The sequence below is a fragment of the Streptomyces sp. PsTaAH-124 genome (assembly GCF_000373685.1).
In the GTDB taxonomy this organism is placed as follows: Bacteria; Actinomycetota; Actinomycetes; order Streptomycetales; family Streptomycetaceae; genus Streptomyces; species Streptomyces andamanensis.
Map to the genome: position 1 here is coordinate 192,529 of NZ_KB892159.1, position 23,465 is coordinate 215,993.

20 protein-coding genes are annotated in these 23,465 nt (G+C 74.8%); 6 read left to right on the plus strand and 14 right to left on the minus strand.

Going from position 1 to position 23,465, the window contains the following annotated elements; all coding sequences use genetic code 11:
- Positions 1–243: 243 nt before the first annotated feature.
- The 3 genes from B086_RS0105320 to B086_RS0105330 all read right to left on the minus strand — a co-directional run bounded on the left by B086_RS0105320 (position 244) and on the right by B086_RS0105330 (position 3,766).
- Positions 244–1,641, minus strand: coding sequence for a choice-of-anchor A family protein (locus B086_RS0105320; RefSeq protein ID WP_051115764.1), 1,398 nt, complete (start codon positions 1,639–1,641; stop codon positions 244–246).
- A 141-nt stretch (positions 1,642–1,782) separates the two neighbouring features.
- Positions 1,783–2,604: a peptidoglycan-binding domain-containing protein gene (locus B086_RS41840; protein ID WP_158690364.1), complete on the minus strand. Its 822-nt coding sequence runs from the start codon at positions 2,602–2,604 to the stop codon at positions 1,783–1,785.
- 253 nt (positions 2,605–2,857) lie between these two features.
- Positions 2,858–3,766: a LysR family transcriptional regulator gene (locus B086_RS0105330; RefSeq protein WP_018565370.1), complete on the minus strand. Its 909-nt coding sequence runs from the start codon at positions 3,764–3,766 to the stop codon at positions 2,858–2,860.
- A 75-nt stretch (positions 3,767–3,841) separates the two neighbouring features.
- On the opposite strand from B086_RS0105330, the gene B086_RS0105335 reads away from it, so the two are divergent.
- The 3 genes from B086_RS0105335 to B086_RS0105345 all read left to right on the plus strand — a co-directional run bounded on the left by B086_RS0105335 (position 3,842) and on the right by B086_RS0105345 (position 7,647).
- Entirely contained in the window at positions 3,842–5,356 is a 1,515-nt protein-coding gene (locus B086_RS0105335) for an MFS transporter (protein WP_018565371.1), read from the plus strand.
- A 42-nt stretch (positions 5,357–5,398) separates the two neighbouring features.
- Positions 5,399–6,811, plus strand: coding sequence for a proline--tRNA ligase (proS, locus tag B086_RS0105340; RefSeq protein ID WP_026252126.1), 1,413 nt, complete (start codon positions 5,399–5,401; stop codon positions 6,809–6,811).
- Between the two features lie 122 nt (positions 6,812–6,933).
- Positions 6,934–7,647 (plus strand): DUF2993 domain-containing protein, encoded by a 714-nt coding sequence (locus B086_RS0105345; protein ID WP_037872828.1) that lies wholly within the window; start codon positions 6,934–6,936, stop codon positions 7,645–7,647.
- 18 nt (positions 7,648–7,665) lie between these two features.
- Here B086_RS0105345 and B086_RS0105350 read toward each other — a convergent pair whose 3' ends face one another.
- The 4 genes from B086_RS0105350 to B086_RS0105365 all read right to left on the minus strand — a co-directional run bounded on the left by B086_RS0105350 (position 7,666) and on the right by B086_RS0105365 (position 13,107).
- The gene (locus B086_RS0105350) at positions 7,666–8,871 is read right to left on the minus strand and encodes a DUF2201 family putative metallopeptidase (RefSeq protein ID WP_018565374.1); all 1,206 of its coding nucleotides are present in this window, start codon (positions 8,869–8,871) and stop codon (positions 7,666–7,668) included.
- 638 nt (positions 8,872–9,509) lie between these two features.
- On the minus strand, positions 9,510–10,748 hold the full coding sequence (locus B086_RS0105355) for an AAA family ATPase (protein ID WP_078530983.1): 1,239 nt from the start codon (positions 10,746–10,748) through the stop codon (positions 9,510–9,512).
- A 108-nt stretch (positions 10,749–10,856) separates the two neighbouring features.
- Positions 10,857–12,377 (minus strand): hypothetical protein, encoded by a 1,521-nt coding sequence (locus B086_RS0105360; RefSeq protein ID WP_018565376.1) that lies wholly within the window; start codon positions 12,375–12,377, stop codon positions 10,857–10,859.
- Between the two features lie 163 nt (positions 12,378–12,540).
- Entirely contained in the window at positions 12,541–13,107 is a 567-nt protein-coding gene (locus B086_RS0105365) for a TetR/AcrR family transcriptional regulator (protein ID WP_018565377.1), read from the minus strand.
- Between the two features lie 108 nt (positions 13,108–13,215).
- Between B086_RS0105365 and B086_RS0105370 the strand changes: the two genes are divergently transcribed.
- The gene (locus tag B086_RS0105370; RefSeq protein ID WP_018565378.1) at positions 13,216–14,148 is read left to right on the plus strand and encodes an SDR family oxidoreductase; all 933 of its coding nucleotides are present in this window, start codon (positions 13,216–13,218) and stop codon (positions 14,146–14,148) included.
- A gap of 73 nt (positions 14,149–14,221) precedes the next feature.
- Here the strand turns inward: B086_RS0105370 and B086_RS0105375 are convergent, their stop codons facing one another.
- The 4 genes from B086_RS0105375 to B086_RS0105390 form a co-directional block, all read right to left on the minus strand.
- The gene (locus B086_RS0105375; RefSeq protein ID WP_026252127.1) at positions 14,222–16,438 is read right to left on the minus strand and encodes an MMPL family transporter; all 2,217 of its coding nucleotides are present in this window, start codon (positions 16,436–16,438) and stop codon (positions 14,222–14,224) included.
- Between the two features lie 257 nt (positions 16,439–16,695).
- Complete coding sequence (locus B086_RS39225) at positions 16,696–18,030, minus strand: alpha/beta hydrolase (RefSeq protein ID WP_158690365.1); 1,335 nt, start codon at positions 18,028–18,030, stop codon at positions 16,696–16,698.
- Between the two features lie 22 nt (positions 18,031–18,052).
- Positions 18,053–18,391, minus strand: a complete 339-nt coding sequence (locus B086_RS44515) for a hypothetical protein (RefSeq protein ID WP_018565381.1) — start codon at positions 18,389–18,391, stop codon at positions 18,053–18,055.
- On the minus strand, positions 18,388–19,023 hold the full coding sequence (locus tag B086_RS0105390; protein ID WP_078530994.1) for a SigE family RNA polymerase sigma factor: 636 nt from the start codon (positions 19,021–19,023) through the stop codon (positions 18,388–18,390). Before B086_RS0105390 ends, B086_RS44515 begins: the two co-directional genes overlap by 4 nt.
- A 643-nt stretch (positions 19,024–19,666) precedes the next feature.
- Here B086_RS0105390 and B086_RS0105395 point away from each other — a divergent pair.
- Positions 19,667–20,848 (plus strand): Cmx/CmrA family chloramphenicol efflux MFS transporter, encoded by a 1,182-nt coding sequence (locus tag B086_RS0105395; protein ID WP_018565383.1) that lies wholly within the window; start codon positions 19,667–19,669, stop codon positions 20,846–20,848.
- Between the two features lie 19 nt (positions 20,849–20,867).
- Here B086_RS0105395 and B086_RS0105400 read toward each other — a convergent pair whose 3' ends face one another.
- Both B086_RS0105400 and B086_RS0105405 read right to left on the minus strand, forming a co-directional pair.
- Entirely contained in the window at positions 20,868–21,287 is a 420-nt protein-coding gene (locus B086_RS0105400) for a peptidase inhibitor family I36 protein (RefSeq protein WP_018565384.1), read from the minus strand.
- Between the two features lie 132 nt (positions 21,288–21,419).
- On the minus strand, positions 21,420–21,887 hold the full coding sequence (locus B086_RS0105405; RefSeq protein ID WP_026252128.1) for a hypothetical protein: 468 nt from the start codon (positions 21,885–21,887) through the stop codon (positions 21,420–21,422).
- A gap of 114 nt (positions 21,888–22,001) precedes the next feature.
- Here B086_RS0105405 and B086_RS0105410 point away from each other — a divergent pair, with 114 nt between their 5' ends.
- Entirely contained in the window at positions 22,002–22,655 is a 654-nt protein-coding gene (locus tag B086_RS0105410; protein ID WP_018565386.1) for a hypothetical protein, read from the plus strand.
- A 15-nt stretch (positions 22,656–22,670) separates the two neighbouring features.
- Here B086_RS0105410 and B086_RS0105415 read toward each other — a convergent pair whose 3' ends face one another.
- On the minus strand, positions 22,671–23,438 hold the full coding sequence (locus B086_RS0105415; protein ID WP_018565387.1) for a hypothetical protein: 768 nt from the start codon (positions 23,436–23,438) through the stop codon (positions 22,671–22,673).
- Between the last annotated feature and the right edge of the window lie 27 nt (positions 23,439–23,465).

Consider the following 23,465-nt stretch of genomic DNA (forward strand, 5'->3'; position numbering starts at 1 on the left):
ACGCTGCGGATCCACTCCCTCGACCGGGCCGCGTACGACGCGACGGACACGGCGGACGGAACGAACACGGCGAACGCGGCGACCACGGCGAACGCGGCGGACACGGCGGGCTGAGAACCGCCGCGAGAACCCCCGCGAGGAGAGGCGTGGGGAGCGGCGCCGGGAGCGGCCGGGTCCCCGGAGGTACGCCGACGAGGGCCCCGCGCACGCGTGGCGCGGGGCCCTCCGGTCGGCCGGTGCCGGTCAGGACGAGCGGCGGCGACGGCGGGTGAGGATGAGCAGGCCCGTGCCGATGGCCGCCGCGACGGCCGCGGCGATCAGGTACGGGGCGACCTGGGCGCCGGTGTGGGCGAGGGAGCCGTCACCGCCGCCGCCGGTCGTCGCCGGGGGCGCGTCGCTCGGGGTGGGCGCCGGGTGGGCGGAGTCCGAGCCGGACGGCGTCGGGCCGGGCTGCTCGGGCTGCGACGGCGTGGCGCTCGGCGTGGCGGGGGTGGAGGCCGGGGGCGCCGGCTGGGAGGGCGTGCCGGACGCCGGGGTGCTGGGGGCGGGCGGGACCGGCTGGTCCGGGGTGGGCTTGCAGGTGAAGACCGTGGAGCCGGTCCACGGGTAGTTGTGGCTCTCGTTGCCCGTGCCGTGCGTGTGGATGTCCTTGCCGATGTAGACCCGGCCGTTGGTGCTGGCGGTGAGGTCGGCCGAGGCATGCGGGGCGAGCAGGGAGCCCATGAAGTTGCCGCCGCCGCCCAGCGTGACGGAGGGCGTCTTCTCGAAGTTGTAGAGCACCCGCGCGGCCACGTCGCCGAACACCGGGGAGCCGTAGTCGTCGGCGCGCTTGCCGTCGAAGGCGACGCTCAGCGGCGAGACGGCCACCGTGTGGTCGCCGGTGACGTTGACCACCACCGAGGACTTCTCGGGGATCGCCTGGAACACGAAGGAGGACGCGCCGTCGAGGTCCGCGGCATCGATGTCGAAGACCTGGAGGGAGCCCTGCCCGGTGCCGGTGCTCTTGAAGGTGACGGTGTCGCCCGACCGCACCGCCGTGCCGGTGGTCTTGAGCGCGCCGAGCGAGGACGACTCGTGGGCAAGGGTCGCGTCGAAGGTGTCGTACGGCGTGAGGGCGGCCTCGGCACCCAGTCCGGCGGAGCGGGCACCGCCGTTCGTCTCCAGGGTGCCCTTCTCGTCGATGGTGCCGCCGACCCGGACGGCGCCGCCGTAGCCGGGGCCCGCCGTCAGGCCGTGGCCGACGTCGACCGTGGTGCCCTTGGCCACGGTGAGGTCGCCGCCGACGGCGAGCATCACGGAGCCGGACGGGGGCAGGATGCCGGAACCGGCGCCCACGCGGCCGACGTTGAAGACACCCCCGGCGCTCTTGGCGAAGGTCGCCCTCCCCTTGACGACGAGGAGTCCCTCCGCCTCGGCCGAGGAGCCGTCGACGGTGTAGTCGCCGCCGGCGAAGAGGGCGACGTTGCTGTCCGTGAAGAGCGGTTCGTGGCCGATGCCGGGCACCTCGCCGGGGTTCGGGCATGCGGCCGAGGGGCCGTTCGCGGGCGCGGCCTGGGCGAGGGCGGCGCCGTTCAGGCCGAGAAGGAGACTCAGGGACAGGGCGCCGGTCGCGCGCGTTCCGATTCTCGCGGCTCTCTTCATCGCTGTGGTCCTTTCACAGATGGTGCTGTTGTGCGGGTGGCGCTGTGCTGCACGGGTGTCGTGCCGCGCGGGTGAGGTGTCGCGTAGGTGAGGTGTCGCGTGGGTGAGGTGTCGCTGTGTGCCGTTCCGGGAATTCCCGGGTCATTCCGTCTCTGCCGTGAGGACGGCACGTGTCAACGGGCCGTAGGCGCCGTTTTCCTGAGGGATGTTCCGGGCCTTCTGATAGCGCAGCAGGGCCGTTTCGAGGGAGGTGTCGAAATAGCCGTCGGCCGATCCCAGATAGAGCCCGAGCCGCTGGAGCCGCTGCTGGAGGTCCGCGACCAGCGGCCCGCTGCTGCCGACGGCGACGGTGTCCGGGAAGTGGTTCCCCTCGTGGTGGGAGTGCGGCGAGTGCCGGGCGGCGGGCGGCGGCGCCTGGGGCGGGCGGTGCTCCCGCGCCGGGGTGCCGGAGGCGGTGGCGGGGCGGCCGGCGGCCGGACCGGTGGCCGCCGTCGAGGTCCTGGCCGCCGGGGGGTGCGCGGGCGCGGAGGCGCTGGACGCCGCCGTCGTCGGCGGTGCCGCCGTCGTGGACGGGTGCGGGGCGCCGGACGGTTCGGCGGGCGGCTCGCTGGCGGGGAGCACCGGGGGGACCGGCGGCCGGTCGGCGCGCGGTTCCCCGGTCCGGCCGCCGATCAGATAGACGGTCAGCGCGGCGCTGAGGCCGACCATCAGGGTCAGGGCGAGGGTCAGGCTGTGCGAGGGGTCCTTCGCCCTGGCGGCCCGCGTACGCGCGCCGCCCGCGGTGGCCGAGCGGTGCCGGGCGCGGCCGGCGGCGTGCGCGGCCGGGCGGTGGCCGGGCGCGGATATTCTCGGCAGCTTCACCGTGGAGTCGAAGAGTTCTATGTCCTGTTCTCTCGGTCCCTGCCAGGACGTCGCGGGCGCGGATACCTTTCCGAAGACACCGTTTCCGGAAGTGGATTCCACTGGTTATCGGACTCCTTAGACATGATGCTCCGCAGAGAAATACCGGAAGGAGGAGCGGCCCGGAAAGGAGGTGGGGGGTCCGCGACGGCAAAAGCTTGACCGACACTCAAACCGGGCGTCAACTGGGGCAGTTCACCAGATAACGCCCATGCTGTGATCTTGCCCCTTAAGGGCTCTTAATCTGTGACCCAAGTCACTGCCGGCGGCCGCATATCCGGCCTGCCGGGCGCCCCCGCGCGGCGGGCACCGGCGGTCAGGCGAGCGCGGCGCGGATCGTGTCGCGCAGCCAGCGCTGGGCCGGGTCGGCGTCGAGGCGGGCGTGCCAGAGCAGCCGCACCTCCAGTTCCGGCAGCGGCGCGGGGACGGGGAACCAGCGCAGGCCGAGCGCGGTGGCGTACCGCTCGGCCAGGCGCCGCGGGACGAGTCCGACGTGCTCGCCGGAGGCGACCAGGAGGGCGGCGACGGCGAAGGTGGGCACGACGGCGGCGACATGGCGCCGCAGACCGGCCGCTTCGAGGGCGTCGTCGAGCGGTCCGCGGGCGCGTCCGCGCCGGGAGGCCGACACATGCGGGTAGCGGCACAGCTCGGCCAGTGCCGGGCGCCGGTGCCGGGCCAGCGGGCTGTTCGCGCCGACGATGCCGACCAGCCGTTCCCGGTAGAGCGGGGCGGTGCGGATGTCGGGTGCGTCGAGGTCGCCGACGCCGATGTCCAGGTCGACGGAGCCGTCGCGCAGGGCCTCGACGCTCTCGCTGCCCTCGGCGACGAAGCGCAGGGTCACACCGGGGGCCGCGGCGGCGACGGCCTCGACCGCCGTGGTCGCCAGGGTCGCGGCGACGCCGTCGTTGATACGGACGGTGAAGGTGCGCCGCAGGTCGGCGACGCTGATCTCACGGTCGGCGCTGATCAGGGCGGACGCCTCCTCCAGCAGCGACCGCACCCGGGGCGCGGTGCGCAGCGCGAACGGGGTCGGCGCCATGCCCCGGCCCGCGCGCACCAGGATCGGGTCGCCCATCGCCCGCCGCAGCCGGCCCAGCGCCCGGCTGGTCGCCGGGACGGACAGGTGCAGGCGCTCGGCGGCGGCCGTGACGCTGCTGTCCTGGAGGAGCGCGTCGAACACGCGCAGCAGGTTGAGGTCGAGAGGACCGGGTACGGGCGCCGTCATCCTTGCATTGTACGCAAGGGTGCCTTGCCGAAGTTGCGTGGCGCGATGGTCCACAGGATTCCTACCGTCGAGGGCATGCGATTCAACGCCCTGCTCCCCGCCCGTGCTCCCGCCTCCGTCCCCCGGCCGCCGGACCCGGTCCCGCGGCGCGGTCTGACGGCGGTCGTCTGCGCCTGCGTCGTGCTCGTCGTCGGGATGGTCGCCGCGATCAACCTCGCCGTGCCGCTGCTGGCCGCGAGCGCGCTGCACCCCTCCGCGCCGGTCCTGGTCTGGATCGTCGACACCTATGTGATCTTCTTCGCCTGCCTGGTGATCCCCGGGGGCGCCGCGGGCGACCGGCTCGGCCGCAAGGGCGTCCTGCTGAGCGGCCTGCTGCTGTTCGCGGCGGGCGCCCTGCTGTCGGCGGCCGCGCCGGACGTGCCGGTGCTGCTCGCGGGCCGGGCCCTCACCGGTGTCGGCGCCGCCGCCGTGCTCCCCAACACCCTGGCGGTGCTGCTGCACGCCGTGCCCGCCGAACGCCGGGGCGCGACCATCGCGACCTGGGCGTCGATGACGGGCATCGGCGGGGTCGTCGGCAACGTCGGCGGCGGCGCCGTCCTGTCGGGCGGCTCCTGGCGGTGGCTGTTCGTCGCCGCCGTGCCGGTCTGCCTGGTGCTGGCCGCGCTGGTGGCCCGGATCGCGCCGGTGACACCGCGCCACGACCGCCGTCTCGACCTGCCCGGCACGGTGCTGCTCGTCGCGGCGTCCGTGGCGCTGCTGATCGGCATCGTGCAGGGCCCGGAGACGGGCTGGGGCAGCCCGCTCGTCGTCGGCGGCTTCGCCGGTTCGGCCGTGCTCTTCGCCGCCTGGACGCTCGTCGAACTGAAGACGGCCCACCCGCTGCTCGACCCGCGGCTGTTCCGGCTGCCGGGCCTGCGCGGCGCCTGCCTCGGCATGACGGCGATCTTCTTCGGCATGTTCGCGCTGTTCTACGTCAACGCCTCGTTCCTCCAGTACGGCAAGGGCTTCGGCGTGGTCCTGACCGGCCTCGGGATCATCCCGCTGACCCTTCCGCTCATGTTCGGCGCCCGGCACGCCGGGAAGCTGTCGGCGCGCATCGGCCTCGACACCACCACCGCGCTGGCCTTCGCCTTCACCGGCTGCGGGCTGCTCGGCCTGTCCCTGACCGGCTCCGGCACGCCGTACGCCGCCTACGCGGCCTGGCTGATGGTGACCGGCGTCGGGGTGGCGCTGGCGCTGCCCACCCTCTCCGGAGCCATAGCGGGCTCGCTCCCGCCGGCCCAGGCGGGCGTCGGCGCCGGGCTCCAGGCCACCACCCGCGAGTTCGGCAGCGCGCTGGGCGTCGCGGTCATCGGTACGGTGCTGACCTCCCGGTTCGCCGCCGCGCTGCCCGCCGACATCCGCGCCGCCGGTGATCCGCACACCGTGGCGCAGGCGCTCGCCGCCGCCCCGGCCGCCCGTGCGCCCGAGGTGGTCGCCGCGTTCGTGTCGGGGGCGCAGACCGGGCTGCGGGTGATCGGCGCGGCCGTGCTCGTCCTCGGCGTCCTGGTCGTCGGGCAGTCGCTGCTGTCGCGCCGGAGGTCCGCGTAATCGGTTGGCGCGGACGCCCGGCCGGACCGTAGCCTGCGCGCCATGGCAAAGGCACCCGTGCTCACTCCCCGGGCGGACGACTTCCCCCGCTGGTACCAGGACCTGGTCGGCAAGGCCGAGCTGGCGGACAACGGACCGGTGCGCGGCACCATGGTCGTCCGACCGTACGGGTACGGGCTGTGGGAGCGGATGCAGCAGGAGATGGACGCCCGCATCAAGGAGGCGGGCGCCGCCAACGCCTACTTCCCGCTCTTCATCCCCCAGTCGTACCTGACGAAGGAGGCCGAGCACGTCGAGGGCTTCGCGCCCGAGCTGGCCGTCGTCACGCACGCGGGCGGCAAGGAGCTGGAGGAGCCCGTCGTCGTCCGCCCCACCTCGGAGACGATCGTCAACGACTACTTCGCCAAGTGGGTGCAGAGCTACCGCGATCTGCCCCTGCTCATCAACCAGTGGGCGAACGTGGTGCGTTGGGAGCTGCGGCCGCGTGTGTTCCTGCGCACGACGGAGTTCCTGTGGCAGGAGGGGCACACCGCCCACGCCACCTACGAGGACGCCCGCGCCTATGCCGCGCGCATCCACCGCGAGGTGTACGTCGACTTCATGGAGAACGTCCTCGCCATGGACACCGTACCGGGGCGCAAGACGGCCCGGGAGCGGTTCGCCGGAGCGGTCAACACGCTGACCCTGGAAGGCATGATGGGCGACGGCAAGGCCCTCCAGCTGGCCACCAGCCATGAACTGGGCCAGAACTTCGCCAAGGCGTTCCACACCCGGTACCTGTCGAAGGACGGCACCCAGGAGTACGTCTGGCAGACGTCGTGGGGCTCCACGACCCGGATGGTCGGCGCGCTGGTGATGACGCACGGGGACGACGACGGGCTGCGCGTACCGCCCCGCCTCGCCCCGGTGCAGGCGGTGGTCCTCGCCGTCAAGGACGACGAGGCGGTGCTCGCCGAGGTGCGCGCCATCGGCGAACGGCTCCGGGCGGCCGGGGTGCGCGTGCACGTGGACGAGCGCGTGGACACCCCGTTCGGCCGCCGTGCCGTCGACTGGGAGCTGAAGGGGGTGCCGGTGCGCATCGAGGTCGGTCCGCGCGACCTGGCCCAGGGCAGTGCCGTACTGGTGCGGCGTATCGCGGGCGGCAAGGAGCCGGTCGCCATCGGGGCGCTGGCGGAACTGGTGCCCCGGGCGCTCACCGAGGACCAGGCGCTGCTGCTGGCCGAGTCCCGCGAGCGGCGGGCCCGGCGCACCGCCGAGGTGACGACGGTCGCGGAGGCCGTGGAGGCGGCGGCCACCGGCTGGGCGCGCATCCCCTGGGACGTGCTGGGTCCGGAGGGCGAGGCCCGGCTCGCCGAACAGGGCGTGACCGTGCGCTGCCTGGTCGGCGCGGACGGCTCGGTCCCCGAGCGCGACGACCAGCCGGGGAACGTGGCGGTCGTGGCACGCGCCTACTGACGGCCCGCCCGCGCCGTACGGCACCACCGCCGTACGGCGCGGCCCTGCCCCCGTGTGCCGTCCCTCCGGACGCCGAGTTAGCATCCCTGCTCGAACATCTGAACAACGCGGGGGAGTTCGGCATGCGACGTCGCTGGGTGAAAGTCCTGGTGATCACGGTGGTGGTGCTGGCCGGCCTGTTCACGGCCGCCGACCGGATCGCCGTGCACTACGCGGAGAAGGAGGTCGCGGACCTCGCGCGGAGCAAGTACGCCTACGGGAACAGCACCGACGCCCACCTGGACGTGTCGATCGGCGGGTTCCCGTTCCTCACCCAGGCGGCGGCCCGCGACTTCGGCCATGTCACCCTGGACGCCCGCGGGTTCACCGTGGACACCACCGACAACGCCCAGGGCGGCTATCTGTCCGTCGACCGGCTCCACCTCGACATGCGCCATGTCGAGTTCACCTCGCTGACCGCGCGCGGCGCCGAGGCGAACCTGGTCACCGGCACCCTCACCCTGTCGTACGAGCAGTTGTCCGCCGCGCTGAGCCGGCTGACCCGCGGGGGCGGGCAGCTGCGGCTCGCGCAGGCGCCGGGGTCGGACGGCCAGGCGGCCCGCGTCAAGGTCACCGGCACGGCCGGCGGGTCGCCCGTGGACACCACGGGGACCCTGCTGGCCCAGGGCACGGAGTTCAGCCTGAGCGTCCCCGGCACCCCGCGGGCCACCGCCTCCTGGCGCGTCGGGCTGCCCGAGAACGTCGGTTTCACCGCGGCGCGTTCCACCGCCGGCGGCGTGGAGATCAGCCTCGTCGGCCACCTGGTGAACCTGGGATCGTCGCGCTTCGGCCGGTGAGCCGGGGCGGCGCCGCCCTCAGCCAATGGTGACGACCCGCGCCCAGGGCGGCGGGGTGTCGGGTACGTAGTCGGGGTCCCGCTCGTTCACGGCGCGGCCGGAGCGGGGGAAGAGCCCGACGACGGTGCGGCAGGGCGGCTGCGCCGAGGGCCACGGCGTCTGACCGTCCGTCAGGGCGACGATCACGTCCGGGGACGGACGCGCGCGCAGCGCCCGCTCGAATCCGGAACGCAGGTCGGTGCCCCCGCCGCCGATCAGTTCCATGCTCTCGGCGCGGCACAGCGGGACGGCGATCCCGGCCGCCGCGTCGCAGGACACCACCGACACCAGGTCGCGCCGTCCGCCCACGGCCCGCGCGATGGCGGCCACCTCCAGTAGCGCGCCGCCCAGTTCGGCGTCGCTCACCGAACCGGAGGTGTCGATCACGACGCAGACCCGCGGCGGTGTGCGGCGCAGGCTCGGCAGCACCACGTCGGGCAGCCCCGCCGAACGCCGCGACGGGCGCCGGTAGCTGTGGTTCTCCCCCGCGCCCGGCGCGCCCGCCGCCGAGCGGACCGCCGCGCCCAGCAACTGCCGCCAGGGCTGCGGCGGATGGAACGCCTCGTCCGCCCACCGCTGCCAGCCCTCCGGGGCGTCACCCGGGCATCCCTTGATGCCCTCCGCGACCCGGAAGCGCACGGCGTCGCGCTGCTGCCTGCTCAGCCCGTGCGCCCCGTCCGGGCCCAGCTCCCACGGCCGTTCGTGCCCGTCGGCACCGCTGCCGCAGTCCAGCCAGGCCAGGTCGGCGCGGAGCCCGGACAGGGACGCCGACCGCAGATACTCCTCCATCAGCAGCCCGTCGGGCAGTTGGAGCAGGGACGGCACGGCCGCCCCGGCGGGCAGCGGCAGACCGTCGCCGTAGATGTCGTCGTTGATCTCGAAGTCGGCGGCGATGTTGCGGCGCAGCCGCTCGCCCGGCCCGAACTCCTCGTGCTCGCGCGCATGACGCTCACCCCGTCCGTGGTGGTCCCGGAGCAGATGGGACACCTCGTGCACCCAGACGCCCGCCAGCTCCTCGACGGGCATGAGCGCCACGAAGGCCGGGGAGACGTAGCAGCGCCAGTACGCGTCCACCGCCATGGTCGGCACGGCCGGGTCCGCCACCACATGCAGCGCGAAGAGCGCGGTGGCCAGATACGGCCGCGCCTTCACGGCGTGCAGCCGGGCGGCGAGCAACTTGTCCATGTCGAGGGGTGGTTGTCGGTCCTTGCTGGTGGGGGTGGGGGTGGGGACGGCGGTACGAGTGCGGGTGCGGGTGGAGGCGACGGTGGTTGCGGTGGTGCCCGTGGTGGTGTCCGGTGGGGCGGGCGTGGTGGCGCGCAACGGACGCGGCAGGGGGCGCGGAACCGGGCGGGAGGCCGGGTCCGGGTCCAGCGGACGCGGAGCAGGGCGCAGACCCGGGCGGGACACCTGGCCCGGCTGCGGGCGCAGGACCGGGCCCGGAACCGGCCTCGCCTGCGGGCCGGGCGCGGAACTCGCCTGTGAGCCCGGGGCCGGACGCGCATCCGGGGCCTGGCGCGGACCCAGGCGGGGAGCCGGGCCCGGCTGCGGGCGCGCGGACGAAGAGGGCGTCGGCCCTGGCTGCGGGCCCAGAGTTGGGATCGGAACCGGGCTCGACTGCGGGCCTGGCGCCGGGCTCGGCTGTGGGCCGGGCGCCGAGCTCGACTGCGGGCCGGGCGCCGAGTTCGGCTGCGGGCGCGGAGTCGGAGGCGGCGCCGGGGCGGGTGCCGGGCCCGGCTGCGGGGGTGGAGTCGCCGGACGCGAAGCCGGGCGCGGGGGCTCGCTCGGGTGTCCGGGTGCTGCGGGGCGCTGCGCGGGGGCCGTCATCGGGCCGCCCCCGCGATGTGTCCGGCGCCGGCCGCGGCCGCCCGCCGGACCGAGCGGTCGGCGCGGCGGGCGAGGCCGATCACCCCGGCCAGCCGGTCCACCGTGTCCGGCACCTCCCAGTCGTCGCGCCGCAGCGCGGCCAGCGCCGTCGCCGGGGCGACCAGCAGGTCGGGGGCCCCGGTCTCCAGCGCCCTGACCAGCACCGCCCAGGCCGCCTCCCAGCGCGCGCATTCCGGACGCGCTCCGACAGCGGCCACCACCGCCTCCAGTGTCGCCTGCCGCAGATCGCCCCGCTCGGGCAGTTGGGCGCGGGACGGATCGGCCAGCAGGGCCTCCGGATCGGGCAGGTCCATACGGTCGAGATGGGCGAGGAGTTCGAGCCCCGGACCGTCGCCGACCGCGCCCCGCACCAGCAGGGCCAGCACCTCGCGGGAGACATCGGCGGCCGTGCCGAAGGCGAGCAGCGTCAGCGCGGCCTCCCAGCTCCGGGGCGAGGGCCACGCACCGCCGCGCCGTGTCTCGGTGCTGGGCAGCCGGTGGATCAGCGTCGGCCGGGCCGCCAGGAACCCGCAGACCGCGCGCCGGGCGAAGCCCACCGCCTCCGGCAGCCGCCGCGGGTCGAGCCGGGGCAGCTCCGCCCGGGGCCAGACCCCGCCGAGGCCGCGCACCACCACGTCCCGGTCGTGCACCCAGTACAGATGCACGAACCGGTTGGCCAGCGGCGGGCTCAGCTCCCAGCCGTCCGCCGCCGAGGCACGCGGATTCGCGGCGGCCACGATCCTTACCCCGGGCGGCAGTTGGAGCGCGCCGACCCTGCGCTCCAGGACGACCCGCAGCAGCGCGGCCTGCACCGCCGGGGTGGCGGTGGAGAGTTCGTCCAGGAACAGCAGGCCCCGCCCGGCCCGTACCAGTTCGACGGCCCACTGGGGCGGGGCCATCGGCACGCCCTGGACCGCCGGGTCGTCGCCCACGATGGGCAGTCCGGAGAAGTCGGACGGCTCGTGCACGCTGGCGATCACCGTCGTCAGCGGCAGGCCGAGCGAGTCGGCGAGCTGGGTCAGGGCGGCCGTCTTGCCGATGCCCGGCTCACCCCACAGCAGTACGGGCAGATCGGCCGCGACCGCCAGGGTCAGCGCCTCCAACTGCTCGTCGGGACGCGGTTCGGTGGTGGTCGTGCGCAGGAGGGACAACAGGTCGGCGGCGACGGTGAGTCGGGACAGTTCGGACATGGGCATCACCTGAAGGGAAGGAGGAGGGAAGAGGGAAGAAGAGGGAAGCGGACCGGGGGCGGGCATGGCGCAGCCAGGTCCGGGCCGCGTGAAGGCCGAAGTGCGCCGGGCCGGTCAGGCGAACATGCCGGCCCGGGGCCTGTTCCGGCTGCCGCGCTTGCGGTGCAGTTCGGGTGGTGTGTGACGGTCGGCCCGCGGGCTGCGCGACGGCCTGGGGCGCGCCGTCTCCGGGCCGTCCCGGTCCGCCTCCGCGCGGACGGCGAGGTGCCGGGAGACCAGACCGGCCCGGAACAGGCCGTGGTCGACCCGGCGGGCCGCGGCCGACTCCAGCGCGTCCCGCAGCGGCCCGTCGCGCAGTACCGCGGCCGGACCGAGCAGCGCCTCGACCACCGCCAGCGCCCCGGCCACGTCCCCGTGCCCGAGCCGCTCCCGTACGGCGGGCAGCGCCTCCGGGTCGCGGTGCACCGCGTCGATCGCCCGCAGACACGGCAGCCCCGGCCCGCCGAGCGCCATCAGCAGGTTTTCGCGGCGCAGTTGCTCCGGATCGTGGTCGACCGCGGTCAGCACACCGTCCCGCAGCGCGATCCGGTGCACCTGCCCGCGACACTCCACCCGGTGCGGGTCACCGGTCCCGGCGAGGGCACCGGACCCAGCACCGGACACATGGGCCGGTGGCGGTGGCGGGGCGAGGCAGCCGGGTGCCCGTGCCAGGGCCGCCGCGACCAGCGGGTGCAGCCGGTCGGGCGTGATCAGTCCGGCCCGCAGCAGCTCAAGGTCGGGTAGGACCCGGGCCGCCGCCTCCGGCAGTACCGGAAGCGCGGCGGCCTCCTGCGGCGGCAAGGTCTCCCGCAGCGGCCGGAACACCGGGGCGTGGCTGTCGTCGGGGGCGACGAGTTCGAGGACGGCACGGCGGTGCGCTCCGAGCCGTACGGCGAAGCTCCCGCGCGGGCGACGCTCGGCCCGCAGCAGCAGCTCCGCCTCGGCGGCCCAGCGCGCCACCGCCCACGGGGAGCCGGGCCCGGCGGCGCTGCCGGGCAGGACCGCGGGGGGTGGCGGGTACGGCGGCCGGCCGGCACCGCTCCGCCGGGCCAGCTCACCGCTGTGTGCCGCGTCCCAGAGGTGCCGGTGCAGATCGAGCCGGAACCGCCGGTCCGGGTGCGGATGCGGGTGCGGATGCCGGAGCAGGTACGGGTCGCCGGTCGCCGAACCCTCCCACAGCGCGAGGGAGACACGCTGTCCGGCGTCCGCGCGGGCAGGCGGGGTCCGCACCACCAACTGCGGTGGCGCGGCGCCGGGACCGGAGCCGGAGCCGGGGTAGCGGGCCAGGGCGAGGGTGAGGCCGGGCCGCAGACGTCCGTCCGGGGCGATCCGGGGCAGGTGCCAGCGCAGCAGGTCCGGCGCCAGGCGCCGCAGGTCGGCCCGGAGGCGGGTGGCGGTTTCGGTGCCGTGGCGGTGGCGCACGGCGCGCAGATCGAGGTCGACGTCGATCCGGGCGGCGGCACAGGCCCCCGCCCAGTCGCCCGCCGCACGGCGTGCGGTCGCGGTCTCGATCATGGACGGTGGCACGGCGTACTCGCGTACGCGCCGCCACATCGACAGGTGGGGAGGAATCCCGTCCGTGAGGTGGAGTGCCATCAGCACTCACCTTGCACGAACGATTCCCCCAATCCGTACGAGGAGAAGTTCATCATCATCGGCATCCTAACCACGCCGGTGACAACCTGTCACTCCCGATCGCCGACCGGTCCACCCGGTCCGCCATCCTTCCGCCAGGACGGTCCGCCGCCCGCCCGCAGCGCTACGGCTGCGCGGCCACCGCCCTCAGCTCGGCCAGCGCCTCGCGCAGCAGCGGCGGCATCGCGCGCTCCTCGCCGGGGCCGATCCAGCGTTCGAAGCCGACCTTGAAGACGGCGACGCCCGCCTCGGCGGCCAGGCTCGCGGCGGGCTCCGGGACACCGCGCCCGCGCAGGGTGCGGGCGAGCGCGGCCGCGATGGCGGCGAGCTTGACCAGCTCGCGCTCGCGCAGCTCCGCGTTGGCCATGATCACGGCCTGGCGGGCGCGCGCGAAGTCGCGCCGTCCGGCGAAGGACGCGCCGACCGCTTCGAGCCCCGCACCCACCGCGTCGAGCGGCGCGGCGGACTCCGGGGCACCGGCGACCGCCCGCGCGAACAGGTCCTCCAGCTCGCCGGAACCGGCGAACAGCACCTCGCGCTTGTCGCCGTAGTGCCGGAAGAAGGTCCGCTCGGTCAGCCCGGCCCGTCCGGCGATCTCCGCCACGGTGGTCTGCTCGTACCCGCGCTCGCCGTACAGCTCCAGCGCCGCCTCGGCCAGGCGCTCCCGCGTGTTCGGCTCCCATCTGCCCATGCCCCGGATCCTACGCGATGGCAGTCACTGACATCAGGTGCTACCGTCGATGACAGTCACTGACATCAACAACCGACACCGACATCGACAGGGTCTGAGGTCTTTCCCATGCGCATCTTCGTCACCGGCGCCTCCGGCTGGATCGGTTCCGCCGTCGTCCCCGAACTCCTCGACGCGGGCCACCGGGTGACCGGGCTCGCGCGCTCCGACGCGTCCGCCGCCGCGCTCACCGCGGCCGGTGCGGAGGTCGTCCGCGGCACCGTCGACGACCTCGGCGTATTGCGGGACGCGGCGGCCGCGGCGGACGGCGTGATCCATCTCGCCTTCAAGCACGACATCGCCTTCTCCGGCGACTTCAAGGGCGCCGCCGAGGCCGACCGGCGCGCCGTGGACGTGTTCGGCGAGGTGCTCGCCGGGACCGGCCGCCCCTTCGTCCTCGCCTCCGGTCTGGCCGGTCTCTCGCTCGGCCGGACGGCGACCGAGCGGGACCGGCCCGTCACCGACGGCTCGCCGCTCTCGATGCGGGCGGTCACCGCCGAGGCGGTCCTCGCCCTGGCCGACCGAGGGGTGCGCGCGTCCGTGGTGCGGCTCTCGCCGACCTGCCACGGCGCCGGGGACCACGGGTTCGTCGCGGCCCTGACGGCGACCGCCCGCACCCGGGGCGTGTCCGGCTACGTCGGCGACGGCGGCAACCGCTGGCCGGCCGTGCACCGGCTGGACGCCGCCCGGCTGTTCCGGCTGGCCGTCGAAGGGGCCCCCGCCGGTTCGGTGCTGCACGGCGCCGCCGAGGAGGGCGTCGCGCTCCGCGACGTCGCCGAGGTGATCGGCCGCCATCTCGGCGTGCCGGTGGCCTCCGTGGCGCCCGAGGACGCGGGCGGGCACTTCGGCTGGCTGGCCGGGATGCTGGCCCAGGACATCCCGGCCTCCAGCGGGCTGACCCGCGAGCTGCTGGGCTGGGAGCCGGTACGGCCGGGCCTGCTCGCCGACCTGGAGGAGGGCCACTACTTCACCGCCCGGGCCACCCCGGTCACATCGGTCTGAGCACACGCGAAGGGCGCCCCGCGCGAGGTGGTGACCCACCCCCGCGCGAGGCGCCCCGGGCGTCGGGGACGGCTCAGCCGCGCCGTCCCTGTGAGTCCTCCGCGGCCCGGTCCGGCTCGTGGCCGGGCCCGGAACCCGTACCGCCACCGCCGGTCCCGGCCGCGTGCGGGCCCGGGAGCGGGGAACCGCCGGCCGGGGCCACCGCCCGGTCGCCGTGGCCCGGCCACCACGCCGCGTGGCCGATCAGCGCGGTGAGGCTCGGGGTGAAGAACATCGCCATGACGAAGGCGGCGATCACGATGCCGAAGGAGACGGCGAAGCCCATCTCCGTGAGCAGGGAGTTGCCCGCGAGCATCATGGTGGCGAAGGTCGCCGCCAGGATGAATCCGGCCGCCGCCACGGTCGGCCCGGCGTACCGCAGGGCCATCCCGGCCGCCTCGCGCGGGTCGCGGCCTTCCCGGGCCTCCTCGCGGAGCCGGGCGATCATGAGGATGTTGTAGTCGGTGCCGATGGCGACCACGAACAGATACATGATCACCGGGAGCATGAACATCAGCCCCGGATGGCCCTGCCCGCCCTGGAAGATCCAGACGGTGGCGCCGAGGGTGGCGCCGAAGCCGAGCCCCACCGAGGCCATCAGGTACCAGGGCGCGACCAGGCTGCGCAGCAGCAGGCCCAGGATGATCATGATCAGTACGGCGGCCACCGGGAAGACCGTGCGGTAGTCGTGGTTCACCGCGGTGTTGATGTCCTTGAAGATCGAGGACATGCCGCCGACGAGTGCCTCGGTGCCGTCCGGGGCGTCCGCGTGCGCGACGTCGCGGACCTCGCCCACGGCGTCGATCGCCTGCTCCGTGGACGCCTCGTACTTCAGGGTGACGGTGAAGTCGGCGGTGGTGCCGTCCTTGCTCACCTGGTTCAGCCGGGCCTCGGCGACACCGTCCACGGCCCCGAGCTGCTTCGCGTACGCGCCGAAGGCGGCCTTGTCCAGGGGCTCGCCGCGGGTGCTGGAGAGGTAGACGTCGGTGGGCGCGGCGGCGCCCGCCGAGTACGCCTTCTGCAACTCGTCCTGGACGACCATGGACTCCTTGGTCTTGGGCATCGAGCCCGACGCCAGGTCGAAGGTGGCCTTGAAGCCGAGCGCGCCCAGCGACAGCGCGACCAGGACGAGGCCGGAGACGGCGGCGGTCAGGGCCGGACGGCGCCGCACACCTCGGCCGAGGGCGGCGAAGCGCGCGTTGTCCGGCTCGCGCTGCCAGGACTTGGACGGCCAGAACACCTTCGGGCCGATGAGCGAGACCACCGCGGGTATCAGGGTGAGGCCCGCGACCAGGGTGACGGCGACCGCGATGGCCAGCGCCGGGCCCATCTGCTTGAGGAAGCCCAGCGTGGACAGCACCAGGGCGAGGAAGGCGATGATGACCGCCCCGGCGGCCGAGGCGATGGCCTCGCCGACCCGGTCGACCGCGTTGATCATGGCCTGTTTGGGTTCGTCACCGGCGCGCAGGCGTTCGCGGTAGCGGAACATCAGGAACAGGAAGTAGTCCGTGCCCACGCCGAAGAGCACGACGATCAGGATCGACGAGATGGAGCTGTTGGCCTGGAGGCCGAACAGCTTGGTGGCGTAGGCGATCAGGCCGTTGGCGATGGCGGACACCAGGCCGATGAGGACAAGGGGCAGGACGGCCAGGATCGGTGCCCGGAAGATGATCAGCAAGGTCACCAGGATGATCGCGAAGGTGCCTATGCCGATCAGCGCCTGCCCGCGTTTGGACGAGTCCTCCTGGTCGAGCGCCTGTGCGGCGGAGCCGCCGAGTTTGGCGTCCAGGTGGGTGCCCCGGGTCAGTTGTTTGACCTTCTCGCGCAACTTCTTGGCGGCGGCGGTCTGTTCGGGCTGACCGGCCTTCTTGCTGTCCATCTGGACCAGCGTCATGGTGTACTTGCCGTCCTTGGAGGGCGAGCCGGGCACCACCTTCTGCACCTGGTCGATGTGCTGCTTGCCCAGTTCGGACGTGATCCGGTCGACGTCCTTGCGGTCGGCGGCGGTCAGCGTGCCGCCGTCGGAGCGCTGGTACAGCGCGATGGCGGACGGGGTGAAGGCGCTGGGGAACGCCCTCTCCTGGAGGTCCGCCGCCTTGATCGACTCATAACTCTTGGGCAGAAAGCTGCTCTCGTCACTGTTCGAGGGCAGGCCGGGAGCGGTGGCGACGATGGCCACCGCGGCGAACAGCCACGCCACGATCGTCCAGACGGGATGTCGGACGACCATGTTCCCAATGCGTCGGAACATGCGGGAGGTCCTCCTGGGTAGGAAGATCACCGCAGCCCGGGGAGCGGTCCCTGGCATCGGCGACCCCGACCGGCACTCGCCGTGGCGCTCCGGTCGAACTGTTGTCTTGAGCCCGATGGTAGTGACCGCCCGTCGAAGCCGCCGAAGCAGGCCCGTTTGGGACAGGACCGCGTCAACTCCGATCACGGAAGCAGCCGTTGTCGCGGTCCGGTCGTCAGTGTCGATCGATTTCCCTCGCGGGGCCGGTCAGGCGGCCGTCAGGCTCCGGCGTCGTACGCCGAGGTGACGACGTGGGCGGGTTCGCCGGGGAAGGGCCGTTCACCGGTGAGGTAGGGCTGCCGGTCGGTGCGGCCGCGCATATACCGTTCGAAGAAGGCGGTGACCCGGTCGGCCGCGATCCGCCGCTGCCGCTCCTCCGCCAGGCGCGGCTGGTCGCGCTGCGGCTGCGCCGGGTCGTCGTACTGGGACAGGCAGGTGCCCGGAGCGCTGCCCGGCAGCGCGTCGTCCCGGGACGCCACCTGGCCGCTGCTCGGCGACCACTGCCGGTTGTAGAAGGCGTGATTGCCGCCGGTGAGCGTGTACTTGTAGATCGGCGCCCGGTTGGCGGCGCTGTTCTGCTCGAAGAAGGAACCGGTGTTGACCTGGTCGCAGGTGCCCCACATCACGGCGAAGGGCGTACGGGTCACCGGGTCGCCGTCCCAGGTGGCGGTGGGCGCCAGGGTGAACGCCGCCTTGACGGTGACACCGGACGGCCAGTGCGCGCGGGAGGAGTCGGCGATCTCCTGCATGACCCCGCCGCCGCCCATCGAGTGCCCGAGCAGACCGACGTCGCCGAGGTCGACCCGGCCGCGGAAGTCGGCCGTCACCGGGGCCTCGGTGCGCGGGTCGGTCAGCGCGCCGCGCAGCGGGCCGTCGCCCGAGCGGGCCAGCCGCTGCCACATCAGCAGATGCCGCTCGATGAGCGCGGCGCGTGCCTGGTAGACGGTGTCGGCCTGCCCGGCGGCCGTGGCGTTGATGCCGTTGGCGCCGACCGACACGACCACGAAGCCGCGCGCGGCCAGCGCCCGCGCCAGGTAGTCGTATCCGCCGCTGCTGAGGATGGGGGCGGTGCCCGGTGCGCAGGGCCAGGCCCACAGCCGGGCCGACGCCCGGTCCACGATGGCCTGCTGGCGGGCGGCCTCGGCGGTGTCGCCCGCCTGCTCGGCCCGGTCGCGGGCCTGCTGCGCCGCGCTGGACTCGGCCTGCGCGCCCGCGTCGGCGCAGGTCTCCCAGGAGCCGTGCTGCATGAGGACCAGCGGATGCCGTCCGGTGCCCAGGTGCGCCGGGTAGTAGACGTCGGCCGCGAGTTCGGCGCGGCCCTGGTAGCCGAGCGCGGCGGGGGGCGTGAAGGCTTGGTCGCCGAGGTCGTAGCGGGCCTGGAGGACGGCGGGTGCCCCGGCGGACGGCGGGTGCGCGGCCGCGGCGGAGGCGGTGGCCGCGGGCACGGTGAGCGCGCCGACGGAGAGGGTGGAGAGGGCGGAGACGACAAGGGCGCGAGTGGTGCGGGAACGGGCGCGGGCGCGGGACATCGGGGTACGGGCGGGTCGCTTCATGGTGCCTTCTTCGGTACGGGGTTCAGCGGGGGCTGGGGGCCGCGACGTCCGGCGAACGGGGGACGGCGGAGGGGGCCGCGGGCGGCGGGGCGGGAGGCCGCGGGCCGGTGACGGAAGGGGGCCCGGCGGGCGGGGCGGGCGTGGTCTGGTGGCGGTGGTCCAGCCAGAGCACGGCACCCGCCACCGCCGCGGCGAGGGCGACCAGGACCGCGGCCCCGCGCCGGAGCCGCAGCCGTGCGGCGGCCGGGGCCGCGGGCGGTGCCGGGGGCCGCAGCCTGCCCGGCCCGACCAGGCGGGCCCGCGCGTCCAGGGCGGCCCGCAGGCGTTCTTCGGTGCGGCCGTGCCGGGCGGCGGCGGTCATCGGGGCCCCTCCAGGTTCCTGCTCAGCGCGTCCAGGGCGCGGCTGGCGGTGGACTTGACCGTGCCCCGGGACAGGCCGAGGGTCTCGGCGATCTGCGCCTCGGTGAGGTGGGACCAGTAGCGCAGCACCAGGACCTCGCGCTGACGGCCGGTCAGCCGCGTCAGGGCGCGCAGCACCTCGCGGTGCTCCTCGTGCAGCAGGACGTACTCCTCGGGCGGCGGGGCGGGGCGCTCCCGTTCGAGGACGGCGCGGCGGACGGTCCGGCGCCGCCGGAGCACCGAGCGGGCGGCGTTGACCACGCATGTCCTCAGATACGCCTCCGGGTCGTCCAGCCGCTCCAGACGGGGCCCGTGGCGGCGCAGCAGCGCCGTGAACGCGTCCTGCACCACGTCCTCGGCGGTGGGCAGGTCGTCGACCAGCAGTACGGCCAGACGCACCAGCGCGAGCCGGCGGTGGTGGTAGAGCCGGTCGAAGTCGGCGGCCCGGTCCGGTTCGCCGCCCCGGTCGGTGCCGCTGCCCGCGGCGGACGCCGTGGTGGGCGCGGCGGGGGGTGCCGCGGCGCGTGGCGGGACGGGTGCCGGGGCGGCCACGGGCCGTTCGGGGGCGGACCGTTCGGGAGCGCGCCGGAACAACCGTCCCCAGGTACGCCGGAGTGCGCCGGCGGACGCGACCGGCGAACCCGTGGCCGTCACCGCTCCCCCGAAGCCGCCGCCCCTGCCTTCCCCGCCTCCCCGGCCTTCTCCGCCTCCCGCGCCTCGCGCGACACCGGCCGTCCTCGCCGGTGGGGGCGCGTACGCGGGCCCGCGCGGGGCGGCATGACATGCGGACATGACGATCCTTCACTCGGGGAACGGAGCCGGGGAGTCCGGGCCTCCATGGGCTTCAGACGTGCGGCGGGGGCCGGGGTTGCGGGTGGGGCGGGACGAACCGCGCGCATTTCCGGTGATGTGGATCACAGCCGGACGGGCAGGGCCGGGGGAAACCGGCGTGCGGAGGCGCAGGCCGGTGCGTTACCGTGCGGCGCATGTCGAGCCCCGAGTCAGCCGAGGTGGGGGCCGCCGGTCACGCCGTCGGCCCCCTGCACCCCTGACGCAGCACCCCTGAAGCACCGGACCACCGGACCACCGGGCAACTGGCCGACCGGGCCACCTGCCGACCGGTCCACCGCTTCACGGCCCCGGACCGCACCGGTCCGCCGTCAGCCGTGCCCCCGGGGGCCGACCGCGGTGACGAGACGTCGTCCTCTCGTACCTCTCCTCACCTCGGGGTCACTCGATGCCTCTCGCCCTGTATCCGCTCGCCCTGGCGGTCTTCGCCATGGGCACCTCCGAATTCATGCTCGCCGGGCTGCTGCCCGGCATCGCCGCCGGCCTCGATGTGGGGACCGGCACCGCGGGCGCGCTCACGTCGGCCTTCGCGGCCGGGATGGCCGTGGGCGCCCCGCTGATGGCCGCCCTCGCCCGCAACCGGCCGGGACGGTCCGGACTGCTCGTGTTCGTGCTGGTGTTCGCGGCGGCTCATGTCGTGGGCGCCCTCACCCCGAGCTTCGCGGTCCTGTGCGCCACCCGGGTCGTCGCGGCGTTCGCGAACGCCGGGTTCCTCGCCGTGGCGGTGACGACGGCGGCCGCGCTGGCCGGGCCCGACCGCAGGGGCCGCGCGCTGGCGGTGCTGCTGTCCGGGACGACGGTGGCCACGGTCGCCGGGGTCCCCGGCGGGGCGCTGCTGGGCACGCTGCTCGGCTGGCGGGCCGTCTTCTGGGCGGTCGCGGCCCTCTGCCTGCCCGCGGCCCTGGGCATCCTCAAGGGGGTGCCCGCCGGGGCCGGGGCGGACGCGGGCGGCGGGCCCGGCCTGCGCGCGGAGCTGGCGCGGCTGCGCGACCCGCGCCTGCTCGCGACGCTGCTCCCGGCCGCACTGGTGAACGCGGCGACGTTCGCGAGCTTCACCTTCCTCGCGCCCGTCGTCACCGGCACCGCCGGGCTCGGTGCGCGGTGGGTCCCGGTGGTGCTGGTGCTCTTCGGCGCCGGGTCCTTCGCGGGGGTCACCGCCGCCGGGCGGCTGTCCGACCGGCGGCCCGGTCCGGTCCTCGCGGTGGGCGGCCCGGCCCTGGCCTTCGGCTGGCCGGTGCTCGCCCTGTCGGCGGGCGAGCCGGCCGCCCTGCTCGTCCTCGTCCCCGCCCTGGGCGCGCTGTCGTTCGCGGTGGGCAGCACGCTGATCACCCGGGTCCTCTACGCGGCCTCGGGGGCGCCCACCATGGCCGGGGCGTACGCGACGGCGGCGCTCAACACCGGCGCCGCCACCGGCCCCCTCCTCGCCGCCCCCGCCCTCACCGGCCCGGCCGCCGATCTCGGACCGCTCTGGACGAGCGGCCTCCTCATGGCGGCCGCCCTGCTCGTCGCCTACCCGCTGCGCAGGAGCATCGTGGGCACCCGGCCCGGAGGCACGGACCGGTCGTGCTGAGCCAGCCGGATCGGCCGACTCAGCAGGGCTTCATGGAGCTGCCCTTGTCATTGATCCAGGAAGGCAGGCTCGCCCAGTGCTCCCTGGGGCCCATCTGCATCACAGCGCCGCCGTAGCCCTCCTTCTCGTAGAGGCAGTAGTTCCGGTCGGTGTTGTTGACGAAGGACAAGATCTTGTTGTCCATGACGGGGAATCCTTCCTTCAGGATGTCCGGCACGCTGAAGCTGGGGCCCACCAGGGCGACGCCGTACCCCTTGTAGTTGTTGTCCACCCAGAAACACACATTGGCGGCGATCTTCTTGCTGCACGAGCCGTCCCCTTCACCGACCCACTGGTACTGGACGTCCGCGAACGACGATCCCGCGAGCCCGAAACCCAGGGCCGCCGCGGCGGCTCCGACGACTCCGATGCGTGCGATGCCTCGGGAAAACTTGGCCATGTCAACCTCCATACGCCGATGCGATACGCACACCCGCCGCCGTGCGGTACCGATCGGGAACCGCACCGGCCTCCGACCGCCCGCGGCGGGTGAACCTTACGACTCTCCAACGGCGTTGAGGATGACGAAGGTTCAGCGGTCCGTGCCCGTGCCCGGGTCCGTGCGGCTGAGGAGGCGTTCGTGGCGCTGGCGGGCGGCCTGGGGGGTGGCCAGGCCGAGGCCGAAGGCGATCTCCGGCCAGGTCATGCCGCGTCCGCGGGCCATCGTGAGGAGTCCGGCCTCCAGTTCGTCCATCTCGGCGCGGGCGAGCGGCACGAGGCTCAGCGCGGCGGTGATGTCGGCGCGGTCGACCTCCGCCTCCCCGTCCTCGGGCAGCGCCGCGCCGCTGAGCAGGAACGACACCAGCCGGATCGCCTCGTGCGGGGCGAGCACCTGAGGGTGGGTCTGCCGGCGGCGCTGCCCGTCCGTGGCGGCATGGCGTTCGGCGATACGGAAGAGGGAGGCGTACGTGCGACGGGCCCGCGCCTCCTCCGCGCTCGGGGGCTCGAAGGCGTCGGCGGGCTCGGTGGGCGCGTCGGGGCGCTGCGGGGTCGCGGGCATGTCGCCCATCATGGCGAGCAAACAGATTGTTGTCAATGATGTGTTGTCAACCGTGGGTGGGTGCGGGCTGGGGCACCCATGGCGTGCGCGGGGCGCCGCCCCTACCGTGTGCGGATGGCCTTCCCGTCCTCCGAGACCGAGCGCGCCGCCTTCGCCGAGCGCATCCGTGGCGCGCTGGAGGGGTGCTGCCCGGACTCCCGGGCGGAGCTCGCCGGTTCGCTGGGGGCGGGCACGGCGGACGCCTTCAGCGACCTCGACATCCTCTGGGTGGCGCCGGACGGGCGGTTCCCGGACTGCCTGGAGCAGGCGGTGGCGGCGCTGGCGGCCGTGCAGCCGGTCGGGAGCGTACGCCACGACCCCGACTTCCACCGCTCCGACCGGCGGCGGCTGCTGTTCGTCCGCTTCACCGGGGTGCCGTTGTTCTGGCGGCTCGACCTGGACGTCCGTACGGCCTCGGTGGCCGGTGACCCGTCCTACGACACCGGCAACCCGGCGGCGCGCGCCCGGGAGGGCGAGTGGTCACGGCCCGCCAGCGCGCTCGCCAACGCCCTCGGCGCGGTCAAAGCCGTCGCGCGCGGCCGGGACGAGGCGGCCCGCGGGCTGCTGGACCGCGGGTTCGCGCGGATCGGCGAGCCGGACCGGGCCACCGGCGCGTGGGTGGCGGACGTGGACCGGCTGGCGCGGGCCGCCGTACGGCACGAGCCGGACCTGGCGGACCTGGCCGCGCAGATCACCGCGCTGGCGGCCCGGCAGCTCGGCGGTGCCTGACCGGAGGCGCGCCGGTCAGCCGGACAACGGGGCGAGCGGGGCGCACAGCGCCGCCGGGAAGGCGGGCTCCACGCGGTGCACGGCCGCGCAGCCCCCGGCCCTGCCGTGGGCGACCGGCTGCCAGCCGGACTCCTGGGCCCGGAAGAACCAGCGGTCGCCCAGGTGGGCGTCGCAGCCCGGTTCGGAGGAGCCCGCGCACGCCGGTCCCGTACGCCAGGTGAAGTCCAGGACCAGCCATCTGCCGTCGCAGTGCTCCGCGTTCCGGTACGTGTGCCGGGGCGCGTCCGCCGCGCGCAGCGCCTGTTCGTAGGAGGCGGCGGTGCAGCCGGTGGCCGGGGGGCGGCAGCCCGCTTCCCCGCAGAGCCGCAGCGCGGGCGGCCCGGCGCCGTCGGCGGTGAACTGCACACCGTTGTCGACGACCAGGGTCCGGCGGCCCAGCGGTTCGGGCAGCCGGACCCTGGTGGTGGCCGGGCTCTCCTCGGTGCAGCCGGAGGCCCGGTCCATGGACGGCGAGGAGAAGGTGATCTGCACCCGGACGGTGCGCGGCGCCGACTCGGTGACCTTCGCCTCCAGGTCGCGCACGCACGCCCGTCCGCCGCCGCTGGGCACGCGGGTGTCGAGGACCAGGGTGCGGCCGTCGTCGGTGAGGCGGGCGCCGGTGACACCGGACGGCTGCATGGTGCCCCAGCCGAGGGACGCGGTGGCCGCCGCCCCGGGTCCCTGGGACGCCTGTGCCGCCGTCCGTGTCGCCGTCTCGGTTCCGCACGCGCCGAGCAGCAGCACGGCGGCGGCGCACCACCGGAGCGCGAG